We start from the raw sequence: 20,255 nt of genomic DNA on the forward strand, positions 1-20,255 counted from the left end.
GCATCGTCGGTCATCGCTCCTCCTCACTCGTGGCGCCGCGGCCACGTCCGCCTCGTCACGCTAGGGCCGCCCGGACGCGGTGGCAACGGGCTTCGGGGCCCGGGACGCCCGTCGGCGACCCGCCCGGGGGCACCTACGATCGGGCGCATGAGCGCGGACCTCGTGGGGAAGGACCTGGCCGGTGGGTACGCGCACCGCACCCTGTTCGAGGGCCTCGACGTCAGCGTCGCTCCGGGTGACGTCGTCGGCGTGGTGGGGGCCAACGGCGCCGGCAAGAGCACGCTGCTGCGCATCCTCGCCGGTGACCTCGAGCCGCTCCAGGGGTCGGTGACCACCGCGCCCGGCGACGCCTTCGTCGGCTGGCTGCCGCAGGAGCACGAGCGCCGGCCGGGTGAGACCGTCGAGCAGTACGTCGCCCGCCGCACCGGCGTCGCCGCCGCCACCGAGGCGATGGAGGCCGCGGCCGTCGCGCTCGGGGCCGACGACGCGGCCGCGAGCGCGGGCGACGAGTACGCCCGGGCCCTGGACCACTGGCAGGCCAGCGGCGCCCCCGACCTGGACGAGCGGCTGCCGCCGGTGCTCGCCGACCTCGGGCTGGACGTGGGGGTCGACACCCCGATGACGGCGCTGTCCGGCGGTCAGGCGGCGCGCGCGGCCCTGGCGGCGCTGCTGCTCAGCCGGTTCGACGTCGTCCTGCTCGACGAGCCGACCAACGACCTCGACCTCGCCGGGCTGCGTCGGCTGGAGGACTTCGTCGGTGGGCTGCGCGCGGGGGTCGTCCTCGTCTCGCACGACCGCGAGTTCCTCTCCCGGGTCGTGACGACCGTCGTCGAGCTCGACCTCGCCCAGCACGCCGTCGCGGTCTACGACGGCGGCTACGACGCGTTCCTCGAGGAGCGTGCCGTGGCCCGGCGGCACGCTCGGGATGCCTACGAGGAGTTCGCCGACACGCGGGCCGACCTCGTCGCCCGCGCCCGCACGCAGCGCGAGTGGAGCAGCCAGGGCGTGCGCAACGCGATGCGCAAGTCCCCCGACAACGACAAGATCCGCCGCCGGGCCCAGGTCGACTCGGCCGAGAAGCAGGCGCGCAAGGTGCGCCAGATGGAGTCCCGGATCGCCCGGCTCGAGGAGGTCGAGGAGCCCCGCAAGGAGTGGCAGCTGCGGTTCTCCATCGGCGCCGCGCCGCGTTCGAGCGCCGTCGTGGCCACCCTCGACGCCGCGACGGCGCGGGTCGGCGACTTCGTCCTCGGACCGGTGTCCCTCCAGGTGAGCGCCGGCGATCGGATCGGGGTCACCGGGCCGAACGGGGCCGGGAAGACCACCCTGCTGCGCCTGCTCACCGGGCGGCTGGCCCCGTCGGACGGGCGGGCGACGCTCGGCGCGTCCGTCGCCGTCGGCGAGATCGACCAGGCGCGCACCGGGCTGGCGGAGGACCTGCCGCTCGGCGCCGCCGTCGAGGCCGCCCTGCCGGACCTCGCGCCGGCCGACGTGCGCACCCTGCTCGCGAAGTTCGGCCTGCGCTCGGACCAGGTGCGCAGCCTCGTCGGGCGGCTCTCCCCGGGCGAGCGGACCCGCGCGGCGATGGCGCTGCTCCAGGCGCGCGGGGTCAACGTCCTCGTGCTCGACGAGCCGACGAACCACCTCGACCTCCCGGCCATCGAGCAGCTGGAGTCCGCCCTGGACTCCTACGACGGGTCGCTGCTGCTCGTCACCCACGACCGCCGGCTGCTGGAGTCGGTGCGGCTCGACCAGCGCTGGCACGTCGAAGGCGGACGGGTCGGCGTCACCCACGTCGGGTCGACACCCCGGCGGTAGGTTCGAGGCATGCACCGCGGGCTGCTGGCGCTGCGCGACCGGCTGGCCGCCTCCGACCCCGGGTTCGGCCGGCTGCGCACCGGGGTCTCGGTGCTCGTCGGTGTGGGATCGACCGTCGCGGTGCTGCAGCTCGTGGCGCGGCTGGTCGGCGTCACGGGCCAGGCCGCCTTCGCGATGACCCTGTTCGGCGCGGTCGTCGCCATGCTCGCGTCCAACGCGCTGTCCGGGATGCTCCGCCGCGAGAAGCTGCCCGCGGCCGCCGGCTTCCCGGTGGCCGTCGCCGTCGGGCTGGTCCTCGCCGTCCTCACCGACACCCACCGGCTGCTCCAGGTCCTCGCCTTCGCCGTCGTCCTCTTCGCCGCCGTGTACGTCCGCCGGTTCGGCGGCGCCTGGTTCTTCTACGGGTTCATGGCCTGGATGGGGTTCTTCTTCGCGACGTTCCTCCGCGCGCAGTGGTCGCTCGTCCCCGAGCTCCTCCTCGCCGCCGTGGTCGCCTCCGGGTGGGTCCTCCTGCTCGGGGTCACCGTCCTGCACACCAACCCGCGCCGCATCCTGCACTCCACCCTGCGCGCGTTCTTCTCCCGTGGCCGGTCGGTGGCCCGGGAGGCGGGCGACCTGCTCGCCGTCGCCCCCGGCAACGTCCGCGGCCGGGCGCGGGCCCTGCGCGCGCTCGACGCCCGCCGGGCCGGGCTCGGCGAGGCCGCGCTCCTCGCCGACGCCTGGTCGGCCGACCGGTCGGCGGTCCCCGAGGGATGGTCGCCGTCGGCACTGCGGCGCCGGCTGATCGAGGCGCAGGCGGCCATCGAGCGGGTGGCGGCCGCGGCCACCCGTCTGCAGCAGGAGTCGGAGCCGGTGCTGCGCGAGGTCGCCCGCTCCGCCGCGGTCCACCTCGCCGGACGCCGGGACGTCGCCGCGCTCGTCGACTGCGGGGTGCTGCGACGGCACGCCGACGAGGTCGAGCGCGCCGGCGGCGAGGGCTGGTGGTCGGCGCGGAGCCTCGCCTACGGCATCGAGGAGTTCCTGCGCTTCGACGCCGCCGCCACCGAGCCACCCGAGGTCGACCCCGGCGAGGAGGCCTTCGAGGCGGCGTCCGACCTGGCCTTCGGCGGGCTCCCCGGCTCCCCGGCCGTGGCGCGGGACGTGGCGGCCTCGGGCGCGTCGTGGAACCCGATGACCCGCCTGACGATGACGACGCGGCAGGCCGTGCAGGTGGCCGTCGCGGGGGTCGTCGCGATCGGGCTGGGCACGCTCCTGTCGCCGACCCGGTTCTACTGGGCGGTCATCACCGCCTTCGTGATGTTCACCGGGACGAGCACGCGGTTCGAGACGGTCGACAAGGGCGTCGCCCGGATCGCCGGGACGGTGGCCGGGCTCGTCGGGGCGGTCGTCCTGGCCCGGCTGACCGCCGGGCACGACCTGCTCGTCCTCGCGATCATCCTCCTCGCGCTCTTCGGCGCGTTCTACGTCGCGAAGGTCTCGCAGGCGGCGATGACGTTCTGCATCACCGTCCTGCTCGGCGAGCTGTACACCCTCATCGGCACCTACAGCGTCGGGCTGCTCGAGCTCCGGCTCGGCGAGACCGCCATCGGCGCCGCGGCCGGGATCGTCGTCGCCCTGCTCTTCGCCCCCCTCTCGACCCGGGCGACGGTCCGCAGCGCCCGCGACGCGATGCTGTCCTCGATGGTCGCGCTGCTCGAGGGCGTCGCCACCCGGGCCGAGGGCGGGCCGGTGCCGGACCTCGACGCCCGGGTGCGCCGGCTCGACGACGACGCGCGCCGGCTCGCGCTCGTCGCCCGCCCGCTGACCCGGCAGGTCGGCTGGGGCGGCGCCGGGCCGCGCACCGCCCGGCGGCTGCGCCTCTACATCGCCTCGGTGTCGCAGTGCCGGGCGCTGGTCGTCGCCCTGCAACGCCGGCCGGCCGTGGCGCCGGACGCCGTCGCGGCCGCCGCGCGCTCGATCGTCCGGGCGCTGCGGGCCATCGCGGAGCTGCCGCCCGGGTCGGTCGTCCCGGACGCCGACGAGCCGCTCGCCGACGCCGACCACCTGCTGTTCCGCGACCCCGCGGCCTCGGACGAGGACCCGGCCGTCCGGCACCTGCACCACCTGGCCGCGACGCTGCTCCAGGTGGTGCGGACGACCTCCGGCGGCACCCCGGGCCCCCGCGTCACCACCTGACGTCACCCCCCTGACGTCGGCCGCGCCGGTGGGCGCCGGCGCTCAGGCGGTCCGGGGCCGCAGCCAGGCCAGGGCCTCGGCCAGCTCCTCCTCGACCGACTGGTCGAGGTCGATGACCACCCCGACCTCGTCGTCCTGCAACGGCTCGAGGGTGTCGAGCTGGGAGCGCAGCAGCGACCCGGGCATGAAGTGCTCGCGGGCGTTCATCCGACGGATGATGAGGTCCGGGTCCCCGTCGACGTGCACGAAGAGCAGGTCCGGCGCGCCACGGCGCAGCACGTCGCGGTAGCTGCGCTTGAGGGCCGAGCACGCCGTCACGGTGTCGTGCCCCGTCGCCGCCTGCTCGCGGATCCAGGCCGCGAGGGTCTCGAGCCACGGCAGGCGGTCCTCGTCGGTGAGGGGAACGCCGCGCGACATCTTCTCGACGTTCGCGGCCGGGTGGACCTCGTCGGCCTCGCAGAACCGCCAGCCGAGCTTGCCGGCGACGAGCGAGGCGAGCACGGTCTTGCCGCTGCCGGACACCCCCATGACGACCACGTGCGTCGTCGGGCGGGGGGCCGCGGCGTCGGCGGGGTCGCCGGCCGGGGCCGGTCCGTCGCCGCTCACAGGACCAGGCTCAGGACGAACGCGAACACGAACCCGATGCCGCCGAGCAGCGTCTCCATGACCGTCCACGTCTTCAGCGTGGTCTTCTCGTCCATGCCGAGGAACCGGCCGACCAGCCAGAAGCCGGAGTCGTTGACGTGCGAGAGGACCGTGGCGCCACAGGCGATGGCGACGACGATGAGCGCGAGGTCGATCTGCGACAGGCCGGAGGTGGCCTGGACGGTCGGCGCCATGAGGCCGGCCGTCGTCGTCAGGGCCACGGTGGCCGAGCCCTGGGCGACGCGGATGATCGTCGCGATGACGAAGGCGGCGACGATGACCGGCAGGCCGGTGGACGCCAGCGAGTCCGACAGCGCCTGGCCGATGCCCGAGGCGCGCAGCACCCCGCCGAACATGCCGCCCGCGCCGGTGATGAGGATGATCGCCGCGACCGGGCCGATGGCGCCGTTCACGAGGCTCTCGGTCTCCGCCGGCGTCTTGCGCTTGCGGGTGAGGACGAGCATCGCGACGAAGACGGTGATGAGCAGCGCCACGGGGGTCTGCCCGACGAGGACGAGGGCCTGGGCGAGCACGTTGTCCTCGCCGATCGTGCCGTTCTTGGTCAGGGTCGTGAGGCCGGTGTTGAGGAAGATGAGCACGAGGGGCAGCAGGAGGATGCCGATGACGGTGCCGAAGCCCGGCCGGTCCTCCGGGGCGCTCTCGTCGGTGCCGAGCAGCTCCGGCACGGGCAGGTCGAAGCGGCGACCGGCCCAGCGCGAGAACAGGTACGAGCCGAGGAACCACGTGGGGATGGCGAGCACGAGCCCGACGACGAGCACGAGCCCGAGGTCGGCGCCGAGCAGCTGCCCCGCGGCGACCGGACCCGGGTGCGGCGGGACGAAGGCGTGCATGACGGCGAAGGCACCGGCGGCCGGGAGGGCGTAGAGGAGGACGGAGCCGCCGAGGCGCCGGGCCACGGAGAAGATGATCGGCAGCATGACGATGAGCCCGGCGTCGAAGAAGATCGGGAAGCCGAAGAGCAACGAGGCGACGCCGAGCGCCAACGGGGCCCGTTGCTCGCCGAAGCGTCCGATGAGGGTGTCGGCGAGGACCTGGGCGCCGCCGGTGACCTCGAGCAGCCGGCCGATCATCGCGCCGATCCCGACGAGCAGGGCGACGCTGGCGAGCGTCGAGCCGAAGCCGTCGAGCATCGTGCTCACGACGTCCCCGAGGGGGATCCGGGTGGCCAGGGCGGTGAGGAGGCTGACGAGCACGAGCGCGAGGAACGCGTGCACCTTCAGCCTGATGATGAGGAACAGCAGCACTCCCACCGCGGCAGCGGCGATGAGCAGCAGCGGCACGGTGCCGAGCACGGGGTCGGGCACGTCGGGCACGTCGGACTCCTTCGTCGTTGAAGTGGTGCCGCCCATGGTGACGTATACGTACGACTTTTGGCAAGACCGGTGGACTTATCGGCGTCTCTTTGGTGCGAGGCGCCGCCAAAGATCCGTCCCGTCGGGTGGTTCCGGCCGCGATGCGGTCATCAATGGGACGATGGCGCGGTGACGTCCTCCCTGCACCACCGCGTGCTCGACCGGCTCGGCGCCGAGCTCACCGGCGGCGCGGTCCCCGCCGGTTCCACCTTCTCGACCGAGTCGCTCATGGAGCGCTACGGCGTCTCGCGCACCATCGCCCGCGAGGCCCTCAAGGTGCTCGAGCAGAACGGCGTCGTCACCTCGCGGCGCCGCGTCGGGGTCACGGTGATGCCGGAGTCGGAGTGGGCGGCGCTCAGCCCGCTCGTCGTCCGCTGGTGGCTGGAGAGCCCGCAACGGCCCCGCCAGCTGCGCGAGCTGTCGGAGCTGCGCGGTGGGGTCGAGCCGGTGGCGGCCGGGCTGGCGGCGACGCGGGCGACCGACGACCAGCGCTCGGCCATCAGTGCGGCCGTCATGGGGATGTCGCGCACCGGGCCGCGGGGCGACCTCGAGACCTACCTGCAGCACGACATCGCCTTCCACCGCACCGTGCTCGAGGCGTCGGGCAACGCCGGGCTCGCGTCCTTCGCGCCACTGGTGGCCGAGGCGCTGTCCGGCCGGACGCACCACGACCTCATGCCGCCGGTGCCCGAGCCGCAGGCCATCCGCTGGCACTTCGCGGTCGCCGAGGCCATCGCGCTCGGGGACGCCGCCGAGGCCGAGCGGGTCATGCGCGCCATCGTCGGCGAGGCCCAGGAGGCGATGGAGCAGGTCACCGGCGACAGCCGGGACTGACCGACCGGGCGCGGGGTCGCCCGCCGCCCTACGACGCGGCGCCCACTTGCGCCGCGGCGCCTGCGCACCGGGAGTACGTTCGAGAGGTGAACCGAGCTCTGCGCGCCGTCCTGGCGATCGCCCCGCCCGTCGCCGCCGCGGCGATCGGGGGCCTGTCCGCACGGGACGCCCCCGAGTCCTACGGCCGGCTCGACACCCCGCCCTGGTCTCCCCCGGCCTCCGCCTTCGGTCCGGCCTGGACGGTGCTGTACGCCCTCAACGGCGTCGTGGGCTGGCGGACGGCCGGCCGCGAGGACCGCACGGCCCTCACCCTGCACCTCGGTCAGCTCGCGCTCAACGCCGCCTGGACGCCGCTCTTCTTCGCCGCCGAGCGCCGCCGCGCCGCCCTCGGTGTCGTCCTCGCCCTCGACGCCGCCATCGTCGCCGAGATGGTCGTCCTGGCCCGCGAGGACGAGACCGCCGCCGCCCTGCTCGCGCCGTACCTCGCCTGGTGCGGCTACGCGACCGCGCTCAACGCCTCGATCGTCCACCGCAACCCGGACTGACCGACGGCCCGTCGGCCGTCGCCGGTGATATCGTCGAGGCGATAGCGGAGGAGGAGCCATGGCCGAACAGATCCTCGTCAGGAACCTGCCGTCGGGGACCAAGGCCGCACTGCGGGCTCGCGCCGACCAGAACCACCGGTCGGTGGAGGCCGAGGCGCGGGCGATCCTGTCCGAGGCCGTGCGCCGGGACCCGCCGACCATCGTCGACCTGGTGCGCGCTCCGGACGGCGTCGAGATCGAGTTCGAGCCCGGTCGTCTGGGAGTGGGCGGTCGTCCCGCCGAGCTGTGAGGTTCGTCCTCGACACGAACGTCGTGTCGGCGCTGCGTGTCCCCGGACGGCATCCTCGGGTCGAGGCCTGGGCGGCGTCCGTTCCCGTGGCCGACCTGTTCGTCTCCGCGCTGACCGTCGCGGAGATCGAGCGTGGGGTCGTCGTGAAGGAGCGCGTCGATCCCGACCAGGGCGCCGTCCTGCGTCGGTGGCTCGAGGACCGCGTGCTGCGGGCGTTCGCCGACCGGGTCCTGCCCTTCGACCTCGCGGCCGCGCGCATCCTGGCCGGCTATCCGGTACCGGAGGCCGCTCCCGTCGACGACGCCCTCATCGCGGCGACCGCGCAGGCCGCCGGCCTGACCGTGGCGACCCGCAACACCAGGCACTTCGCGCCCCTCGGCGTCCCCCACCTCGACCCCTGGGCCGCCCGGACCTGAGCGAGACCGCTCCCGAATCAGTCGGCGTTCGGCGGCGGCTCAGGGTGGCGCAGCAGCTCACGGAAACGCAGCGAGACGAACCACAGGCGTGCACCGGGCGCCTCGAGGAGGTCGCGGACGTCGGCCCGGGTGCTGACCCGACTGGCCGTCAGACCCAGGTCGGACGCGACGACGCGCATCACGGCGATCCGCTCCTGCACCGAACACGGGGAGCGAAAGTCCAGGGCGGCACCGAGGATCCCAGCCCGGTCCTCGAACCGGATGGACGGCGGCGACGGCGGCGTCCCGTTGCCGAGATGGTTGTAGTCGCCGCCCAGGCCGCAGTGGAGGAGTGTGACCGGACCGGCCTGGAGGTCCGGCAGGAAGACGCCGAACCTGATGGCGACCTTGGAGCCGCCGAAGAGCCGCTCGGGCTTGACGATCCAGGTCAGTTCGGGGTGCTCGCGGTGCAGCTCACGCCCCCGCGTCCGGAATCCCTCGGCACGCAGCGCGGCCCGCAGCTCCTTGAGAACGGCAGTGAGCTCGGGCCGGTAGTCCTTCTCCCACAGGTCCACGGGGCAACTGCACTACACCGACCGTGACTCGTGGACGCGTCGCCGTCAGTGGCCGAACGGGTCGAGGAGCGCCAGTCCCTCGACCGCCGAGAAGTCCCGGGTGTTCCGGGTGGCGAGCCGATGCCCGCCCGCGAGGCAGATCCCGGCGATCTGCGCGTCCGCGAGGGACATCGGGCGACCGGACGCCTCGGCGGCCACGAGGACCGCAGCCGCCCGGCGCGCCGCCTCGACGTCGTACAGCGCCACGTTCTCGGCGTACCGGTCGACGAGTCGGAACCACCGCCGCTCGAGGTCCCGGCGTCGACGGCCCTGTGGCAGCCGCCCGAGCCCACGCTCGATCTCCTCGACAGTGACCACGCACATGCCCAGGTCGTCGGCCGGCACCGTTTCCGCCCACGCGAGGACCGTGGGCAGGGGAGCGTCCCGCATGAACTCCGACACGACATTGGTGTCGGCGACGATCACGCGAGGTCCGCCGCCCTCGGAGGATCGGTGCGGTCCGGCAGATCGAGCTCCACCCCGCCCACCTCGGTCGCCGCATCGTGCAGGGCCAGCAGCATGTTCCGGTCGGGCACGTCCACCGTGGCATCGAGGATCGCGCGCACCTCGGCCTCCACGGACCGCCCGTGCTCGGCGGCCCGGCTCCGCAGTCGTGCGTGCGTCCGCTCGTCCAACTGCCGGATCGTCAACGTTCCCATGATGGACCTCCTGACAGCAATGCTAGCAACACGGACCGTGGCGGCTCACCACCGCGAAGGACGACCCCTCGGACGGGGCCACGGAGTGCGGCGGCTCAGTGAGTCTGGCGCTTCAGCTCGGCCTTGGCGAGGGCGTTCTTGTGCACCTCGTCGGGGCCGTCGGCGAAGCGCAGGGTGCGGTTGCCGGCCCAGGCGGCGGCGAGGTCGAAGTCCTGCGAGATACCGGCGGCGCCGTGCACCTGGATGGCCTTGTCGAGGATCCACTCCACCGTCGCCGGCGTCGCGATCTTGATGGCCTGGATCTCGGTGTGCGCGCCCTTGTTGCCGACCGTGTCCATGAGCCAGGCGGCCTTGAGCACGAGCAGGCGCAGCTGCTCGATGCGCACCCGCGACTCGGCGATCCAGTCCCGGACCACCCCCTGCTCCGCCAGCGACCGCCCGAACGCGACCCGTTCCGAGGCCCGCGCGCACATGGCCTCGAGCGCCGCCTCGGCGACGCCGATGGCGCGCATGCAGTGGTGGATGCGCCCCGGCCCGAGCCGCGCCTGCGCGATGGCGAACCCGGCCCCCTCCTCCCCGATCAGCGCGGAGGCCGGAACCCGCACGTCGTGGAACGCCAGCTCGGCGTGGCCGCCGTGGTCGCGGTCGTCGTAGCCGAAGACCTCCATGGGCCGGACGACCTCGACGCCCTCGGCGTCGCGCGGGACGGCGACCATCGACTGCTGCCGGTGCCGGTCGGCCTCCGGGTCGGTCTTGCCCATGACGACGAACACCTCGCACTGCGGGTTCATCGCGCCGGTGATCCACCACTTGCGGCCCGACACGACGTAGCCGTCCCCGTCCCGGCGGATCGAGGTCGAGATGTTCGTCGCGTCGGAGGACGCGACGTCCGGCTCGGTCATCGCGAACGCCGAGCGGATCCGCCCGTCGAGCAGCGGCCGCAGCCAGCGCTCCTTCTGCTCGGGCGAGCCGAACATCGCGAACACCTCCATGTTGCCGGTGTCCGGGGCCGAGCAGTTGAGCGCCGCCGGGGCGAGCCGCCCGAGCCGGCCGGTCACCTCGGCCAGCGGCGCGTACTGGAGGTTGGTCAGGCCCGCGCCGTACTGCTCGCCGCCGGTCTCTCCGGGCAGGAAGAGGTTCCACAGGCCCCGCTCGCGGGCCTCGGCGCGCAGCTCGTCGAGCACCGGGACGGTCGACCAGGCCCACGGGTCCTCGAGCCCGGCCAGCTGCTCGTCGAACACGGGCGCCGCGGGAGCGATCCGGGTGCCCACGAAGTCGAGCAGCTCGGTGCGCAGCTCCTCGGTGCGGGCGTCGAGTGCGAAGTCCATCGGTGCTCCTGACGTCGGGGACGGTGGCGGTGGAGGGGTGCGGCGAGCGCGGTGTCAGCGGTGCCCGGCGACGGCGTCGAGACCGGTGGCGAGCAGCGGGTCGACGACCGACCCGACGCCCTCGAAGCCCTCGCCGACGGTCTGCCCGGCGAGGTAGCGGTGGTGGATGCCCTCGAGGATGGCGGCGAGCTTGTACGCCGCGAGCGCCACGTGGAAGTCCAGCGGCACGGGACCGAGTCCGCGCGCGGCGGCGTACCGCTCGAGCATCCCGTCCTCGGTGAGGTGCCCCGGTGCGCGGACGGCGTCGGCGACCGCCCCGGGCGCGACGTCGGCCAGCCGGCCGTAGAGGACGAGCAGTGCGAGGTCGGTGCGGGTGTCGCCGAGGGTGGCCATCTCCCAGTCGACGACGGCGGCGATCCGGTCCTGGTCGTCGGTGAGGCAGTTGTCCAAGCGGTAGTCGCCGTGCACGATGCCGGGGCGCGCGTCGGCCTCGGCACCCTCGACCCCGTCGGCGAGCGCTGCGGCCAGCCGGGCCTCCAGCGGGCGCTCGGTGGTCAGCGACTTCTCCATCTGGCCGTGCCAGCGCCGGACCTGCCGGGTGAGGAAGCCGTCCGGGCGGCCGAAGTCGCCCAGCCCGACCGATGCCGGGTCGACGGCGTGCAGCGCCGCGAGGGTGTCGACCATCCGCTCGCTGATGGTCCGGGTGCGCTCCGGCCCGAGCGGCGCGAGCTGCCGCGCCGACCGGTAGGGCACGCCGGCGACGTCGGACATCACGTAGAACGGCGCCCCGAGGACGCTCTCGTCGTCGCAGAACGCGTGGGTGGCGGGCACCGGCACGTCGGTGGGCCCGAGGGCGGTGATGACGCGGTGCTCGCGGGCCATGTCGTGCGCCGTGGCCAGCACGTGCCCGAGCGGCGGCCGCCGGACTATCCAGGTCCGCGCGCCGTCGCCGACCCGGTAGGTGAGGTTGGACTTGCCGCCGGCGATGTGCCGGACGGCGAGGTCGCCGGTGCCCGCGGCGAGGGCCGTCGCGTCGTCGTCGTCGAGGGTGGCGCGCCACCACGCCGTGAGGGCGGTCGGGTCGACGCCCGGCGTCGCGGCCGACCCGTCGGCCGAGCCGTCCGCGGCCCCGTCGGAGGGCTCCGTCACGGCACGACCACGCTGACGACCTCGGCGACGCAGCCCGGCTTCGGCGAGCCCTCGATCTCGACGGTGACGGTGCTGCGGACCTGGTAGCCGCCGCTGCCGGGCTCGACCGAGCGCAGCTCGACGCCCGCGCGCACCCGTGACCCGACCGGCACCGGTGCCGGGTAGCGCACCTTGTCCGAGCCGTAGTTGACGCCCATCCGGATCCCCTCGACGGCGTAGACCTGCCAGACGAGCATCGGCACGATCGACAGGGTGAGGTAGCCGTGGGCGATGGTGCCGCCGAACGGCCCGTCCTTCGCGCGCTCGGGGTCGACGTGGATCCACTGGTGGTCGCCGGTGGCCTCGGCGAAGAGGTCGACCTGCTCCTGGGTCACCATGTGCCACGGCGAGTAGCCGAGGTGGGTCCCCGCCGCCTCGCGCAGCTCGTCGACGCCGTGGAAGACCCGCACGCCCTCGGTCGCGCTCATCTCCCCGCGCCTCCCCCCGAACGTGTGTGAACTCGCCGGAGATTCCCGGCGTGTCCACACACGTTCGCGACAGGGACCGGGTCAGTCACGGGGGCCTCCGGCGACGTAGAGCACCTGCCCGGAGACGAAGCCCGCGCCCTCGCTGCAGAAGAAGGACGCCGCGTGCGCGATGTCGGCCGGCGCCCCGACCCGGGCGACGGGGATCTCCTTCGCCGCGTGCTCCTTGAAGGCCTCGAAGTCGACGCCGACCCGGGCGGCGGTCGCCGCCGTCATGTCGGTCTCGATGAACCCCGGGGCGATGGCGTTGGCGGTGACGCCGTACTTGCCGAGCTCGATGGCGAGGGTCTTGGTGAAGCCCTGCATGCCGGCCTTGGCCGCGGAGTAGTTGGCCTGGCCGCGGTTGCCGAGGGCCGAGGTGCTGGAGAGGTTGACGACCCGCCCGAACTTGGCCTCGACCATGTGCGCCTGGCAGGCCTTGGTCATGAGGAACGCGCCGCGCAGGTGGACGTTCATCACCGCGTCCCAGTCCTCGGTCGTCATCTTGAAGAGGAGGTTGTCGCGGATGATCCCGGCGTTGTTGACGAGCACGGTCGGCGCGCCGAGCTCGGCGGCGATCCGGTCGACGGCCCGGGCGACGGCGGACTCGTCGGAGACGTCGCAGCCGACGGCGAGCGCGGTGCCGCCGGCGTGGGTGATGTCGTCGACCGTGCTCTGGCACGCGGACTCGTCGAGGTCGACGACGGCGACGGCGAGGCCGTCGGCGGCGAGGCGGCGGGCGACCTCGGCGCCGATGCCGCGGGCGGCTCCGGTGACGACGGCGGTGCGGGTGGTGCTCATGCGGGGTGTCTCCTCGGGGGTCTGGGGGTCGGGCCCGGTGGTCGGGGTGCCGGTCGTGCGGCGGTCAGGGGGATGCGGCAGCCTGCCACGGCCGCGGGTGCGCCCGGTCGTCCGCGTCCTGGCAGCCCGGGCACCAGAAGAGGTTGCGCCCGGCCATCGTCTCCTTGACGACGGTGGTCGCGCACCGTGGGCAGGGCCGGCCGTGGCGCCGGTACACCGCGTACGCGGGACGGATCCGGCCGGTGCGCCCGGCGTCGAGCAGGGCCTGTGCGCGCTCGACGTCCTCGTCGGCGACGATGATCCGGCCGGTGCGGACCCCGAGCGGCATGAGCCGCACGAGGTCGTCCCACAGCAGGCGCACGACCTCGTCCGGGACCCGGCGGGCCGGGGTGTGCGGGTCGACGGCGTGCCGGTGCAGCAGCTCGGCGCGGTAGACGTTGCCGACGCCGGCCACGACGGTCTGGTCTAGGAGCACGGCCCCGATGGCCCGGCGGGTCCGGTGCAGGCGGTCCAGCACCTCCTCCGGCAGCACCTGCCCGCGCAGGGGGTCGGCGCCGAGCCCCGCCCGGACCTCGGACCACTCCTGCGGGCTCACGAGCTCGCAGACGATGGGGCCGCGGAGGTCGCCGACGTGCGTGCGGCTCACCATCCGCAGCCGGACCTGACCGGCCACGGGCAGGTCCTCCGGCGGGACGCCCCGGTCCGCCCGACGGTGACGGCGCACCGAGAAGCGCCCGAAGAGGCCGAGGTGCACATGCACGACCCGGTCCCCGGCGACGTGGATGGCCAAGTGCTTGCCGTGCGCCTCGGCACCCCGGCCGGCCGGCCGTCGATCAGCGCGGCCGACGCGGCGAACCGGCCCTGCGGCGAGGAGAAGGCGACCGGGGTGCCGCGGAAGGCCGCGTCGAGCCGGTCGGCGAGCGCGTGGATCGTGTGTCCCTCGGGCATCGGTCAGCTGCCCGGGCCGGGGAGGGCGCCGGCCGCCTCGAGCCTGCCCTGCAGCCGGTTCATCCCGGCGAGCCAGCGGTCGGGGTCGGCGGCGCGGCCGCCGTAGTAGCCGGCGACCTCGGGGTGGGGCAGGACGAGGAAGCGGTCGGTGGCCAGGGCGTCGACGGCGAGGTCGGCGACCTCCTCCGGGGTGCGGACGTCGTCGCGGCCCAGCAGGTCGGCGAGACCGCCGGCGTCCTCGAGCATCCGGGTGCGGACCCCCTGCGGGCAGATCGCCTGGACGACGACGCCGCGGTGCCGGTAGGTGGCGCTCAGCCACTCGGCGAAGGCGACGGCGCCGTGCTTGGTCACCGAGTAGACGGGGCTGCCGAGCATCGTCAGCAGCCCGGCGGCCGAGGCGGTGACGACGTACCGCCCGGAGCCCCGCTCCAGCCAGCGCGGGACGAGCAGCCGGGCGGCCCGGACGTGGGCCATGACGTTGACGTCGTGGGTGCGCCGCCAGTCCTCCTCGCTCGCCTCCAGCCCATGACCGGCGTCGATGCCGGCGTTGCCGAACCACACGTCGACGTCGCCGAGGTGGTCGTGGGCGGCGTCGACGAGCCGGCGGACGCCGTCCTCGGTGGCGAGGTCGGCGGTGACCGGGTGGGCGCCGGTCTCCTGCGCGAGGTCGGCGAGCGCGTCCACGTCGACGTCGGCGGCGACGACGCGGACGCCGTCGGCGGCCAGCCGCCGGACCAGCGCCCGGCCGATGCCGTGGGCGGCGCCGGTGACGACCGCGGTCGCGGGGGACACGGCGTCCCGGTCCGGTCCGGCGGCCGTGGCGCCCGAGGCGGCCACCGGCATCAGACGCCGCCGGTGAGCGTGACCCCGCCGTCGACGACGAGCGTCTGCCCGGTGAGCCAGCCCGCATCGTCGGAGAGGAGGAAGGCGACGACGCTGCCGATGTCCTCCGGCACCCCGAGCCGCTTCAGCGGGTACTGCGCCGACACCTGCTCCTCGCGGCCCTCGTAGAGCGCGCGGGCGAACTGGGTCTTGACGACGGCCGGGGCGACGGCGTTGACCCGCACGTGCGGCCCGAGCTCGACGGCGAGCTCCTCGGTGAGGTGGACGAGCGCGGCCTTGCTCGCGCCGTACATCGCAATGCCGGGCGCGGGCTTGACGCCGGCGACCGAGGCGACGTTGACGACGGCGCCGCCGTGCTCGCCCAGCCAGGCGGCGTGCGCGGCCTGGGTCCACCCGAGGGTCGCGGTGACGTTGACCTCGAGGATCTTGCGGGCGGCGTCGAGGCCGAGGTCCATGAGGGGGCCGTAGGCGGGGTTGATGCCGGCGTTGTTGACGAGGAGGTCGAGGCTGCCGAAGGTGTCGACGGCCGCGGCGACGGCGGCGGCGCGGTGGTCCCCGTCGTCGGCCCGGCCTGCGACGGCGACCGCGTGCCCGGGGCCGCCGAGCCCGGCGACGGCCTCGTCCAGCGCCTCCCCGGTGCGGGCGGTGAGCACGACCCGGCCGCCCTCGGCGACGATCCGCTCGGCGATGCCGAGCCCGATGCCGCGGCTGGCGCCGGTGACGAGGGCGACCTTGCCCGCCAGTCGCTGCTGGGGGCGGGGGTCGGTCCCGCTCACGCCAGCCGCTCCAGCACCATCGCCATGCCCTGCCCCCCGCCGACGCACATCGTCTCGAGGCCGATCTGCTTGTCGTGCCAGGCGAGGTTGTTCAGCAGGGTCGAGGTGATCCGCGCCCCGGTCATCCCGAACGGGTGCCCGACGGCGATGGCGCCGCCGCTGACGTTGAGCCGGTCCTCGTCGATGCCGAGGTCGCGGGCCGAGGCGAGGACCTGGGCGGCGAAGGCCTCGTTGAGCTCGACGAGGTCGACGTCGTCGATGGTCATGCCGGCGCGCTCCAGGGCCCGGCGGCTGGCGTCGACCGGGCCGAGGCCCATGATCTCGGGGCTGAGACCGGACACCGCGGTGCTGACGATCCGGGCCAGGGGCGTGATGCCGAGGTCGCGGGAGCGGGTGTCGGACATGACGACGACGGCCGCGGCGCCGTCGTTGAGCGGGCAGCAGTTGCCGGCGGTCACGGTGCCGTCGGGGCGGAAGACCGGCTGCAGCTGGCTCACGGCCTCGTAGGTGACGCCGGCGCGGGGGCCGTCGTCGGTGTCGACGACCGTGCCGTCGGCGAGGGTGACCGGGGTGATGTCGCGGGCCCAGAAGCCGTCGGCGATGGCCTGCTCGGCGCGGTTCTGGCTGCGCACGCCCCAGCGGTCCTGGTCCTCGCGGCTCACGTTCTTGAGCTGGGCGACGTTCTCGGCGGTCTGGCCCATTGCGATGTACGCGTCCGGCAGCTCGCCGCCCTCGCGGGGGTCGACCCAGGTGGGCGCCCCGCCCTGGCTGCGCTCCTCGGTGCGGGCGCGGGCGCCGTCGAAGGCGGGGTTGAGGGTGCCGGGCAGGCCGTCGGCGCGGCCGTTCTCGTAGCGGCTCACGGTCTCGACGCCCATCGAGACGAAGACCTCGCCCTCACCGGCGCGGATGGCGTGGGCCGCCATCCGGGTGGTCTGCAGCGAGGAGGAGCAGTAGCGGTTGACCGTCGTCCCGGGCAGGTGGTCCATCCCGGCGAGCACGGCGACGATGCGCGCGAGGTTGTGCCCCGCCTCGCCGGCCGGCTGACCGACACCGAGCATGAGGTCCTCGATCTCGGACCGGTCCAGCTGCGGGACCTTGTCCAGGGCGGCCTCGAGCATCTGCACGCACAGGTCGTCCGGGCGAGCCGTGACCAGCGAGCCCTTGCGGGCGCGTCCGATGGGGGACCGAGCAGTCGCGACGATGACGGCGTCCGGCATCGAGCACCTCCCTGTGCGTGACCATGCGCGTGTTCACCCCAGCATGACAGCCCGGGGCGGGAGGCGGACCGACGGCCCGGCCGGGCCGGGGCCGGTCACTCCTTCAGCAGGTCGGCGTGCCGGTGGAACAGTGCCCACCGGCCGTCCTCGCGGCGGTAGAGCTCGGTGACGCGCAGGTCCATCGGGACCGGGTCGTCCTGCCCGGCGAACCGCACGACGGAGCGCTGGATCCCGGTCCACCACCCGAGGTCGCCGTCGGACCCGGAGTGGACCGCCTCGACGTCGTTGCGGTCGGCGCCGGTGAAGCGCGCCGCGCCGGCGGCGTTGCCGTCGTTGACGGCGTCGGGGCCGGTGACCACGGTGCCGGGCGGGCCGAAGATCGACGCCGGGGCCCTCGTCGTTGACACCGCGAGGAGCGGCTCCGGGTCGCCCGCGACGAAGGCGTCCGAGGCCCGCCAGCGGCGCTCCAGGTAGGTCGCGAAGTCCTCGGGCGCGCTGCTGCTGTCGTCGGTCATGCCGGTGTCCTCTCGTCGGGGTCGGTGGTGCGCATCGCGTCGGCGGCGTCGGTGAGCCGGAGCAGCAGCCGGGCCAGGGTGTCGCGCTCGACGCCGGTCAGGCCGGCGAGCAGCCGTGCCTCGCGGGCGAGGTGCTCGCCGATGAGCCGGTCGACGAGGGCCACGCCGCGCGCGGTCAGCCGGACCTCCCGGGACCGGCCGTCGCGGGTGACCCGGGTCCGGGTGACGAGCCCCTGACGGGCGAGCCGGTCGACCCGCTTGGTCGTCGCGCCCTGGGTGACCAGCGTCGCGGCCGCGAGGGCGGAGGGGCTCGCGGCGTACGGCTCGCCCTGCCGGCGCAGCGCGGCGAGGACGTCGAAGTCGCCGGAGGCGAGGCCGGCCGCCGCGAACGGCGGACGGAGGGCGGCGTCGACGGCGGCCTCGGCGCGGGCCAGCCGGCCGACCACGAGCATGGGCGTCGCGTCGAGGTCCGGTCGTTCCCGGCCCCACGTCCCGACGATCGCGTCGACGGGGTCGGCGCCGTCGGGGCGTGCCGGTGCGCCGGTCGACGCCGTCCCCGTCACCGTCATCGGCGCTCCTCCCGAATCGCGTCAACATGCTTTCCTCGGAAAGTACCACGGTCGAGGCCCTCGGCCCCGTCCTCGAGCCACTGCGCCGGCACGACCACCGTTGATGAGCGGGAACCACCCCCGGTGGTCACGTCTCCCGCCTGGGCCCGAACGGGGGTGCGGACCTGCGGGGCCCGTGGGGGTGGGGGGTCCGTCGACCCCCGTCACCGGCGGGCAGCCGGGGTCCGGGGCTGGGCTCCTGGGCCGTCCCGCACGGCCCTGACCTGGACATACGGTGCGCGCATCGACGCCGCCGGCGTCGCGAGGAAAGGGGAGGACGATGACCGAGAACACCACCACCGGACGGCCGGGGGGCGAGCGAGGGGACACCTCCGCGCGGGGTCCTGCGGGGCGCCGCGGGGAGGGCCACCAGGGGCCAGGGGGGACGGCGCCGGCCGTGCGGACGCGGCCGGGCCGGGCGTCGGGGCCGGACGCACCACCGCCACGCGCCGCCCGGCGACGACCCCGGCGTCTGCCGGCGGTCGGAGCCCTACGACCCGGCCTGCTCGCGCGGCTGACCGTCGTCGGGGCGCTGGTCCTCGGCGGGTCGATGACCGCGGCGGTCGGGCCGAGCGCCACGGCGGCCACCCGACCGCCGGTGGACTACGTCGCGCTCGGGGACTCGTACGCCTCGGGCTGGGGCGCCGGCCGTGGCATCCCGTCCGGAGGCGACTGCGGACGCAGCGCCAACGCCTACGGCCGGCTGTGGGCCGAGACGCACCCGACCTCCTCGTTCCGCAACGTCACGTGCAAGGGCGCGACGACGCGGTCCGTCCGCGACCGCCAGCTGTCGGCCCTGTCCGTGGGCACGGACATGGTCACCGTCACCGCCGGCGGCAACGACGTCGGGTTCGGCACCGTCATGCAGGCCTGCCGCAACTTCGTCGGGGACCCGACGACCATCCGGGCCCAGTGCTACGCCGCGATCCGCGACGCCCGGTACCGCATCGACCACCGGCTGCCCGGCAACCTGCGCGCGATGTTTGACGGCATCGCGGCCCGCACCGCGTCGCCGACGAGGATCTACGTGCTCGGCTACCCGCGGCTGTTCTTCGAGACCGACTACTGCGGGTTCTTCGGGATGCCGGGTGACGTGCGGCACGACCTCAACCTCACCGCCAACTACCTCGACAACCAGATCCGCCAGGCCACCGAGTCGGCGAACGCGCGGCACCCCGAGCGCTTCGTCTTCGTCGACGTCCGGCAGCGGTTCGCACCGCACGGCCTGTGCGCGCCGGACGAGTGGCTGCTCCCGTTCCAGGGCAGCCTGTCCGACGCCGTGACGACGAGCTACCACCCGAACGCCCGGGGGCAGCGGTACGGCTACCTCGCCTCGCTCAACGCCTTCACGGGGTGAGCCGGCACGTCCGGTCCGCGGCCGACGTCAGGGCCGCGGACCGGGCGCGCTGCCGTCCCCCCAGTGCAGGACGCGCTGCGGGAAGGGGATCTCCACGTCGGCGGCGTCGAGGGCGCGCTTGACGGCGACGGCGACGTCGCTGCGGACCCGGCGCAGCGTCGCGATGTCCGAGGCGTGCCAGTACATGAGCTCCAGGACGATGGCGCTGTCGGCGAACTCGCGGACCCACACGGCGGTCGCCGGCTCGGCCAGGACACCGTCGACGGCGGTCGCGGCGCGCAGGACGACGGCGCGGGCGTGCTCGAGGTCGGTGTCGTAGCGGACGCCGATCTCGAGCGTCGTGCGGCGGGTCGGGGTCCGGGTGTGGTTGACGATGGCGGTGGCCAGCACCTCGCGGGCGGGCAGGACGACGTCCAGCCCGTCGAACGTGTGCAGCCGCACGGCCCGCATGTCGACGTCGCGGACCGTCCCGTCGTACTCCATGAGCGTCACCTGGTCGCCGACCCGGAACGGCCGCCGGATCTGGATGATGATCCCGGCGATGAAGTTCTGGAGGATGTCCTGCGCCGCGAAGGCCACGGCGACGCCCGTCAGCCCGAGCGCGCCGAGGGCCGGGGCGACGGCGACGCCGACCTCGCCGAGGGCCCAGACCAGCCCGACGACGACCACGACGACGGAGAGGATCCGGCCGAGCTGGCGGCCGAGGACGCGTCCGGGCTCGCCGTGGTCGAGGGCCCGGGGCAGCCCGACCCGGACCGCGAGCGCCGCGACGACGCTGAGCACGAGGATCGCCGTCGCCACGACCCACTCGCTGCCGAGCAGGGTGGTGGCGTCGAGGTCCATGCGCGGCAGGCTACCCAGCACCC

General features: G+C 74.6%; 23 protein-coding genes. 7 read left to right on the plus strand and 16 right to left on the minus strand.

What is annotated here, in order from left to right; translation table 11 throughout:
• The first annotated feature begins 147 nt into the window (after positions 1-147).
• Positions 148-1,815: an ABC-F family ATP-binding cassette domain-containing protein gene (locus EPD83_RS14670; protein WP_128367616.1), complete on the plus strand. Its 1,668-nt coding sequence runs from the start codon at positions 148-150 to the stop codon at positions 1,813-1,815.
• 9 nt (positions 1,816-1,824) lie between these two features.
• A complete protein-coding gene (locus tag EPD83_RS14675) occupies positions 1,825-3,990 on the plus strand; it encodes an FUSC family protein (RefSeq protein ID WP_165566769.1) in 2,166 nt (721 codons plus the stop codon).
• 42 nt (positions 3,991-4,032) lie between these two features.
• On the opposite strand, the gene EPD83_RS14680 is transcribed toward EPD83_RS14675, so the two are convergent.
• Positions 4,033-4,596: a gluconokinase gene (locus EPD83_RS14680; RefSeq protein ID WP_235950630.1), complete on the minus strand. Its 564-nt coding sequence runs from the start codon at positions 4,594-4,596 to the stop codon at positions 4,033-4,035.
• Positions 4,593-6,005 (minus strand): GntP family permease, encoded by a 1,413-nt coding sequence (locus EPD83_RS14685; protein WP_165566770.1) that lies wholly within the window; start codon positions 6,003-6,005, stop codon positions 4,593-4,595. Before EPD83_RS14685 ends, EPD83_RS14680 begins: the two co-directional genes overlap by 4 nt.
• 132 nt (positions 6,006-6,137) lie before the next feature.
• On the opposite strand from EPD83_RS14685, the gene EPD83_RS14690 reads away from it, so the two are divergent.
• From EPD83_RS14690 to EPD83_RS14705, 4 genes are all read left to right on the plus strand, one after another.
• A complete protein-coding gene (locus tag EPD83_RS14690; protein ID WP_235950633.1) occupies positions 6,138-6,842 on the plus strand; it encodes a FadR/GntR family transcriptional regulator in 705 nt (234 codons plus the stop codon).
• Positions 6,843-6,928: 86 nt separating this feature from the next.
• Entirely contained in the window at positions 6,929-7,387 is a 459-nt protein-coding gene (locus EPD83_RS14695) for a TspO/MBR family protein (protein ID WP_165566771.1), read from the plus strand.
• A gap of 58 nt (positions 7,388-7,445) precedes the next feature.
• Entirely contained in the window at positions 7,446-7,676 is a 231-nt protein-coding gene (locus EPD83_RS14700) for a FitA-like ribbon-helix-helix domain-containing protein (protein WP_165566772.1), read from the plus strand.
• A complete protein-coding gene (locus EPD83_RS14705) occupies positions 7,673-8,092 on the plus strand; it encodes a type II toxin-antitoxin system VapC family toxin (RefSeq protein ID WP_128367550.1) in 420 nt (139 codons plus the stop codon). The genes EPD83_RS14700 and EPD83_RS14705 overlap by 4 nt, the downstream gene beginning before the upstream one ends.
• Before the next feature lie 17 nt (positions 8,093-8,109).
• Here the strand turns inward: EPD83_RS14705 and EPD83_RS14710 are convergent, their stop codons facing one another.
• The 13 genes from EPD83_RS14710 to EPD83_RS14770 all read right to left on the minus strand — a co-directional run bounded on the left by EPD83_RS14710 (position 8,110) and on the right by EPD83_RS14770 (position 17,993).
• A complete protein-coding gene (locus tag EPD83_RS14710) occupies positions 8,110-8,646 on the minus strand; it encodes a hypothetical protein (RefSeq protein WP_128367549.1) in 537 nt (178 codons plus the stop codon).
• A 45-nt stretch (positions 8,647-8,691) separates the two neighbouring features.
• Positions 8,692-9,111 carry a PIN domain-containing protein gene (locus tag EPD83_RS14715; protein ID WP_128367548.1) on the minus strand — a complete coding sequence of 140 codons (420 nt, stop codon included), beginning with the start codon at positions 9,109-9,111 and terminating at the stop codon, positions 8,692-8,694.
• Positions 9,108-9,344 (minus strand): FitA-like ribbon-helix-helix domain-containing protein, encoded by a 237-nt coding sequence (locus tag EPD83_RS14720; protein ID WP_128367547.1) that lies wholly within the window; start codon positions 9,342-9,344, stop codon positions 9,108-9,110. The genes EPD83_RS14715 and EPD83_RS14720 overlap by 4 nt, the downstream gene beginning before the upstream one ends.
• Before the next feature lie 95 nt (positions 9,345-9,439).
• Positions 9,440-10,672 carry an acyl-CoA dehydrogenase family protein gene (locus EPD83_RS14725; RefSeq protein WP_128367546.1) on the minus strand — a complete coding sequence of 411 codons (1,233 nt, stop codon included), beginning with the start codon at positions 10,670-10,672 and terminating at the stop codon, positions 9,440-9,442.
• A 54-nt stretch (positions 10,673-10,726) separates the two neighbouring features.
• Positions 10,727-11,821 carry a phosphotransferase family protein gene (locus tag EPD83_RS14730; protein WP_128367545.1) on the minus strand — a complete coding sequence of 365 codons (1,095 nt, stop codon included), beginning with the start codon at positions 11,819-11,821 and terminating at the stop codon, positions 10,727-10,729.
• Entirely contained in the window at positions 11,818-12,288 is a 471-nt protein-coding gene (locus EPD83_RS14735) for a MaoC family dehydratase (RefSeq protein ID WP_322095793.1), read from the minus strand. Before EPD83_RS14735 ends, EPD83_RS14730 begins: the two co-directional genes overlap by 4 nt.
• A gap of 81 nt (positions 12,289-12,369) precedes the next feature.
• On the minus strand, positions 12,370-13,125 hold the full coding sequence (fabG, locus tag EPD83_RS14740) for a 3-oxoacyl-ACP reductase FabG (RefSeq protein WP_128368345.1): 756 nt from the start codon (positions 13,123-13,125) through the stop codon (positions 12,370-12,372).
• 64 nt (positions 13,126-13,189) lie between these two features.
• Positions 13,190-13,798 carry a zinc finger domain-containing protein gene (locus tag EPD83_RS14745; RefSeq protein ID WP_235950635.1) on the minus strand — a complete coding sequence of 203 codons (609 nt, stop codon included), beginning with the start codon at positions 13,796-13,798 and terminating at the stop codon, positions 13,190-13,192.
• Positions 13,799-14,076: 278 nt separating this feature from the next.
• The gene (locus tag EPD83_RS14750) at positions 14,077-14,865 is read right to left on the minus strand and encodes an SDR family NAD(P)-dependent oxidoreductase (protein ID WP_235950637.1); all 789 of its coding nucleotides are present in this window, start codon (positions 14,863-14,865) and stop codon (positions 14,077-14,079) included.
• A 50-nt stretch (positions 14,866-14,915) separates the two neighbouring features.
• Complete coding sequence (locus EPD83_RS14755; RefSeq protein ID WP_165566774.1) at positions 14,916-15,692, minus strand: SDR family oxidoreductase; 777 nt, start codon at positions 15,690-15,692, stop codon at positions 14,916-14,918.
• Entirely contained in the window at positions 15,689-16,909 is a 1,221-nt protein-coding gene (locus EPD83_RS14760) for an acetyl-CoA C-acetyltransferase (protein ID WP_128366708.1), read from the minus strand. Before EPD83_RS14760 ends, EPD83_RS14755 begins: the two co-directional genes overlap by 4 nt.
• A gap of 95 nt (positions 16,910-17,004) precedes the next feature.
• Complete coding sequence (locus EPD83_RS14765) at positions 17,005-17,424, minus strand: YybH family protein (protein ID WP_128366707.1); 420 nt, start codon at positions 17,422-17,424, stop codon at positions 17,005-17,007.
• Positions 17,421-17,993, minus strand: a complete 573-nt coding sequence (locus EPD83_RS14770) for a MarR family winged helix-turn-helix transcriptional regulator (RefSeq protein ID WP_128366706.1) — start codon at positions 17,991-17,993, stop codon at positions 17,421-17,423. The genes EPD83_RS14765 and EPD83_RS14770 overlap by 4 nt, the downstream gene beginning before the upstream one ends.
• A 436-nt stretch (positions 17,994-18,429) precedes the next feature.
• Here EPD83_RS14770 and EPD83_RS14775 point away from each other — a divergent pair, with 436 nt between their 5' ends.
• The gene (locus EPD83_RS14775; protein WP_128366705.1) at positions 18,430-19,389 is read left to right on the plus strand and encodes an SGNH/GDSL hydrolase family protein; all 960 of its coding nucleotides are present in this window, start codon (positions 18,430-18,432) and stop codon (positions 19,387-19,389) included.
• Positions 19,390-19,416: 27 nt separating this feature from the next.
• Here EPD83_RS14775 and EPD83_RS14780 read toward each other — a convergent pair whose 3' ends face one another.
• Complete coding sequence (locus EPD83_RS14780) at positions 19,417-20,232, minus strand: mechanosensitive ion channel family protein (RefSeq protein ID WP_128366704.1); 816 nt, start codon at positions 20,230-20,232, stop codon at positions 19,417-19,419.
• Positions 20,233-20,255 lie beyond the last annotated feature (23 nt).

The organism is Phycicoccus flavus, assembly GCF_004025965.2.
In the GTDB taxonomy this organism is placed as follows: domain Bacteria; phylum Actinomycetota; class Actinomycetes; order Actinomycetales; family Dermatophilaceae; genus Phycicoccus; species Phycicoccus flavus.

Bases quoted from the DNA above. Each gene is read 5' to 3' on its own strand.
- EPD83_RS14720 (WP_128367547.1), bottom strand. From the start codon at position 9,344: ATGGGAACGTTGACGATCCGGCAGTTGGACGAGCGGACGCACGCACGA.
- EPD83_RS14780 (WP_128366704.1), bottom strand. From the start codon at position 20,232: ATGGACCTCGACGCCACCACCCTGCTCGGCAGCGAGTGGGTCGTGGCG.
- EPD83_RS14760 (WP_128366708.1), bottom strand. From the start codon at position 16,909: ATGCCGGACGCCGTCATCGTCGCGACTGCTCGGTCCCCCATCGGACGC.
- EPD83_RS14670 (WP_128367616.1), top strand. From the start codon at position 148: ATGAGCGCGGACCTCGTGGGGAAGGACCTGGCCGGTGGGTACGCGCAC.
- EPD83_RS14770 (WP_128366706.1), bottom strand. From the start codon at position 17,993: ATGACGGTGACGGGGACGGCGTCGACCGGCGCACCGGCACGCCCCGAC.
- EPD83_RS14685 (WP_165566770.1), bottom strand. From the start codon at position 6,005: ATGGGCGGCACCACTTCAACGACGAAGGAGTCCGACGTGCCCGACGTG.
- EPD83_RS14700 (WP_165566772.1), top strand. From the start codon at position 7,446: ATGGCCGAACAGATCCTCGTCAGGAACCTGCCGTCGGGGACCAAGGCC.
- EPD83_RS14675 (WP_165566769.1), top strand. From the start codon at position 1,825: ATGCACCGCGGGCTGCTGGCGCTGCGCGACCGGCTGGCCGCCTCCGAC.
- EPD83_RS14765 (WP_128366707.1), bottom strand. From the start codon at position 17,424: ATGACCGACGACAGCAGCAGCGCGCCCGAGGACTTCGCGACCTACCTG.
- fabG (WP_128368345.1), bottom strand. From the start codon at position 13,125: ATGAGCACCACCCGCACCGCCGTCGTCACCGGAGCCGCCCGCGGCATC.
- EPD83_RS14735 (WP_322095793.1), bottom strand. From the start codon at position 12,288: ATGAGCGCGACCGAGGGCGTGCGGGTCTTCCACGGCGTCGACGAGCTG.
- EPD83_RS14725 (WP_128367546.1), bottom strand. From the start codon at position 10,672: ATGGACTTCGCACTCGACGCCCGCACCGAGGAGCTGCGCACCGAGCTG.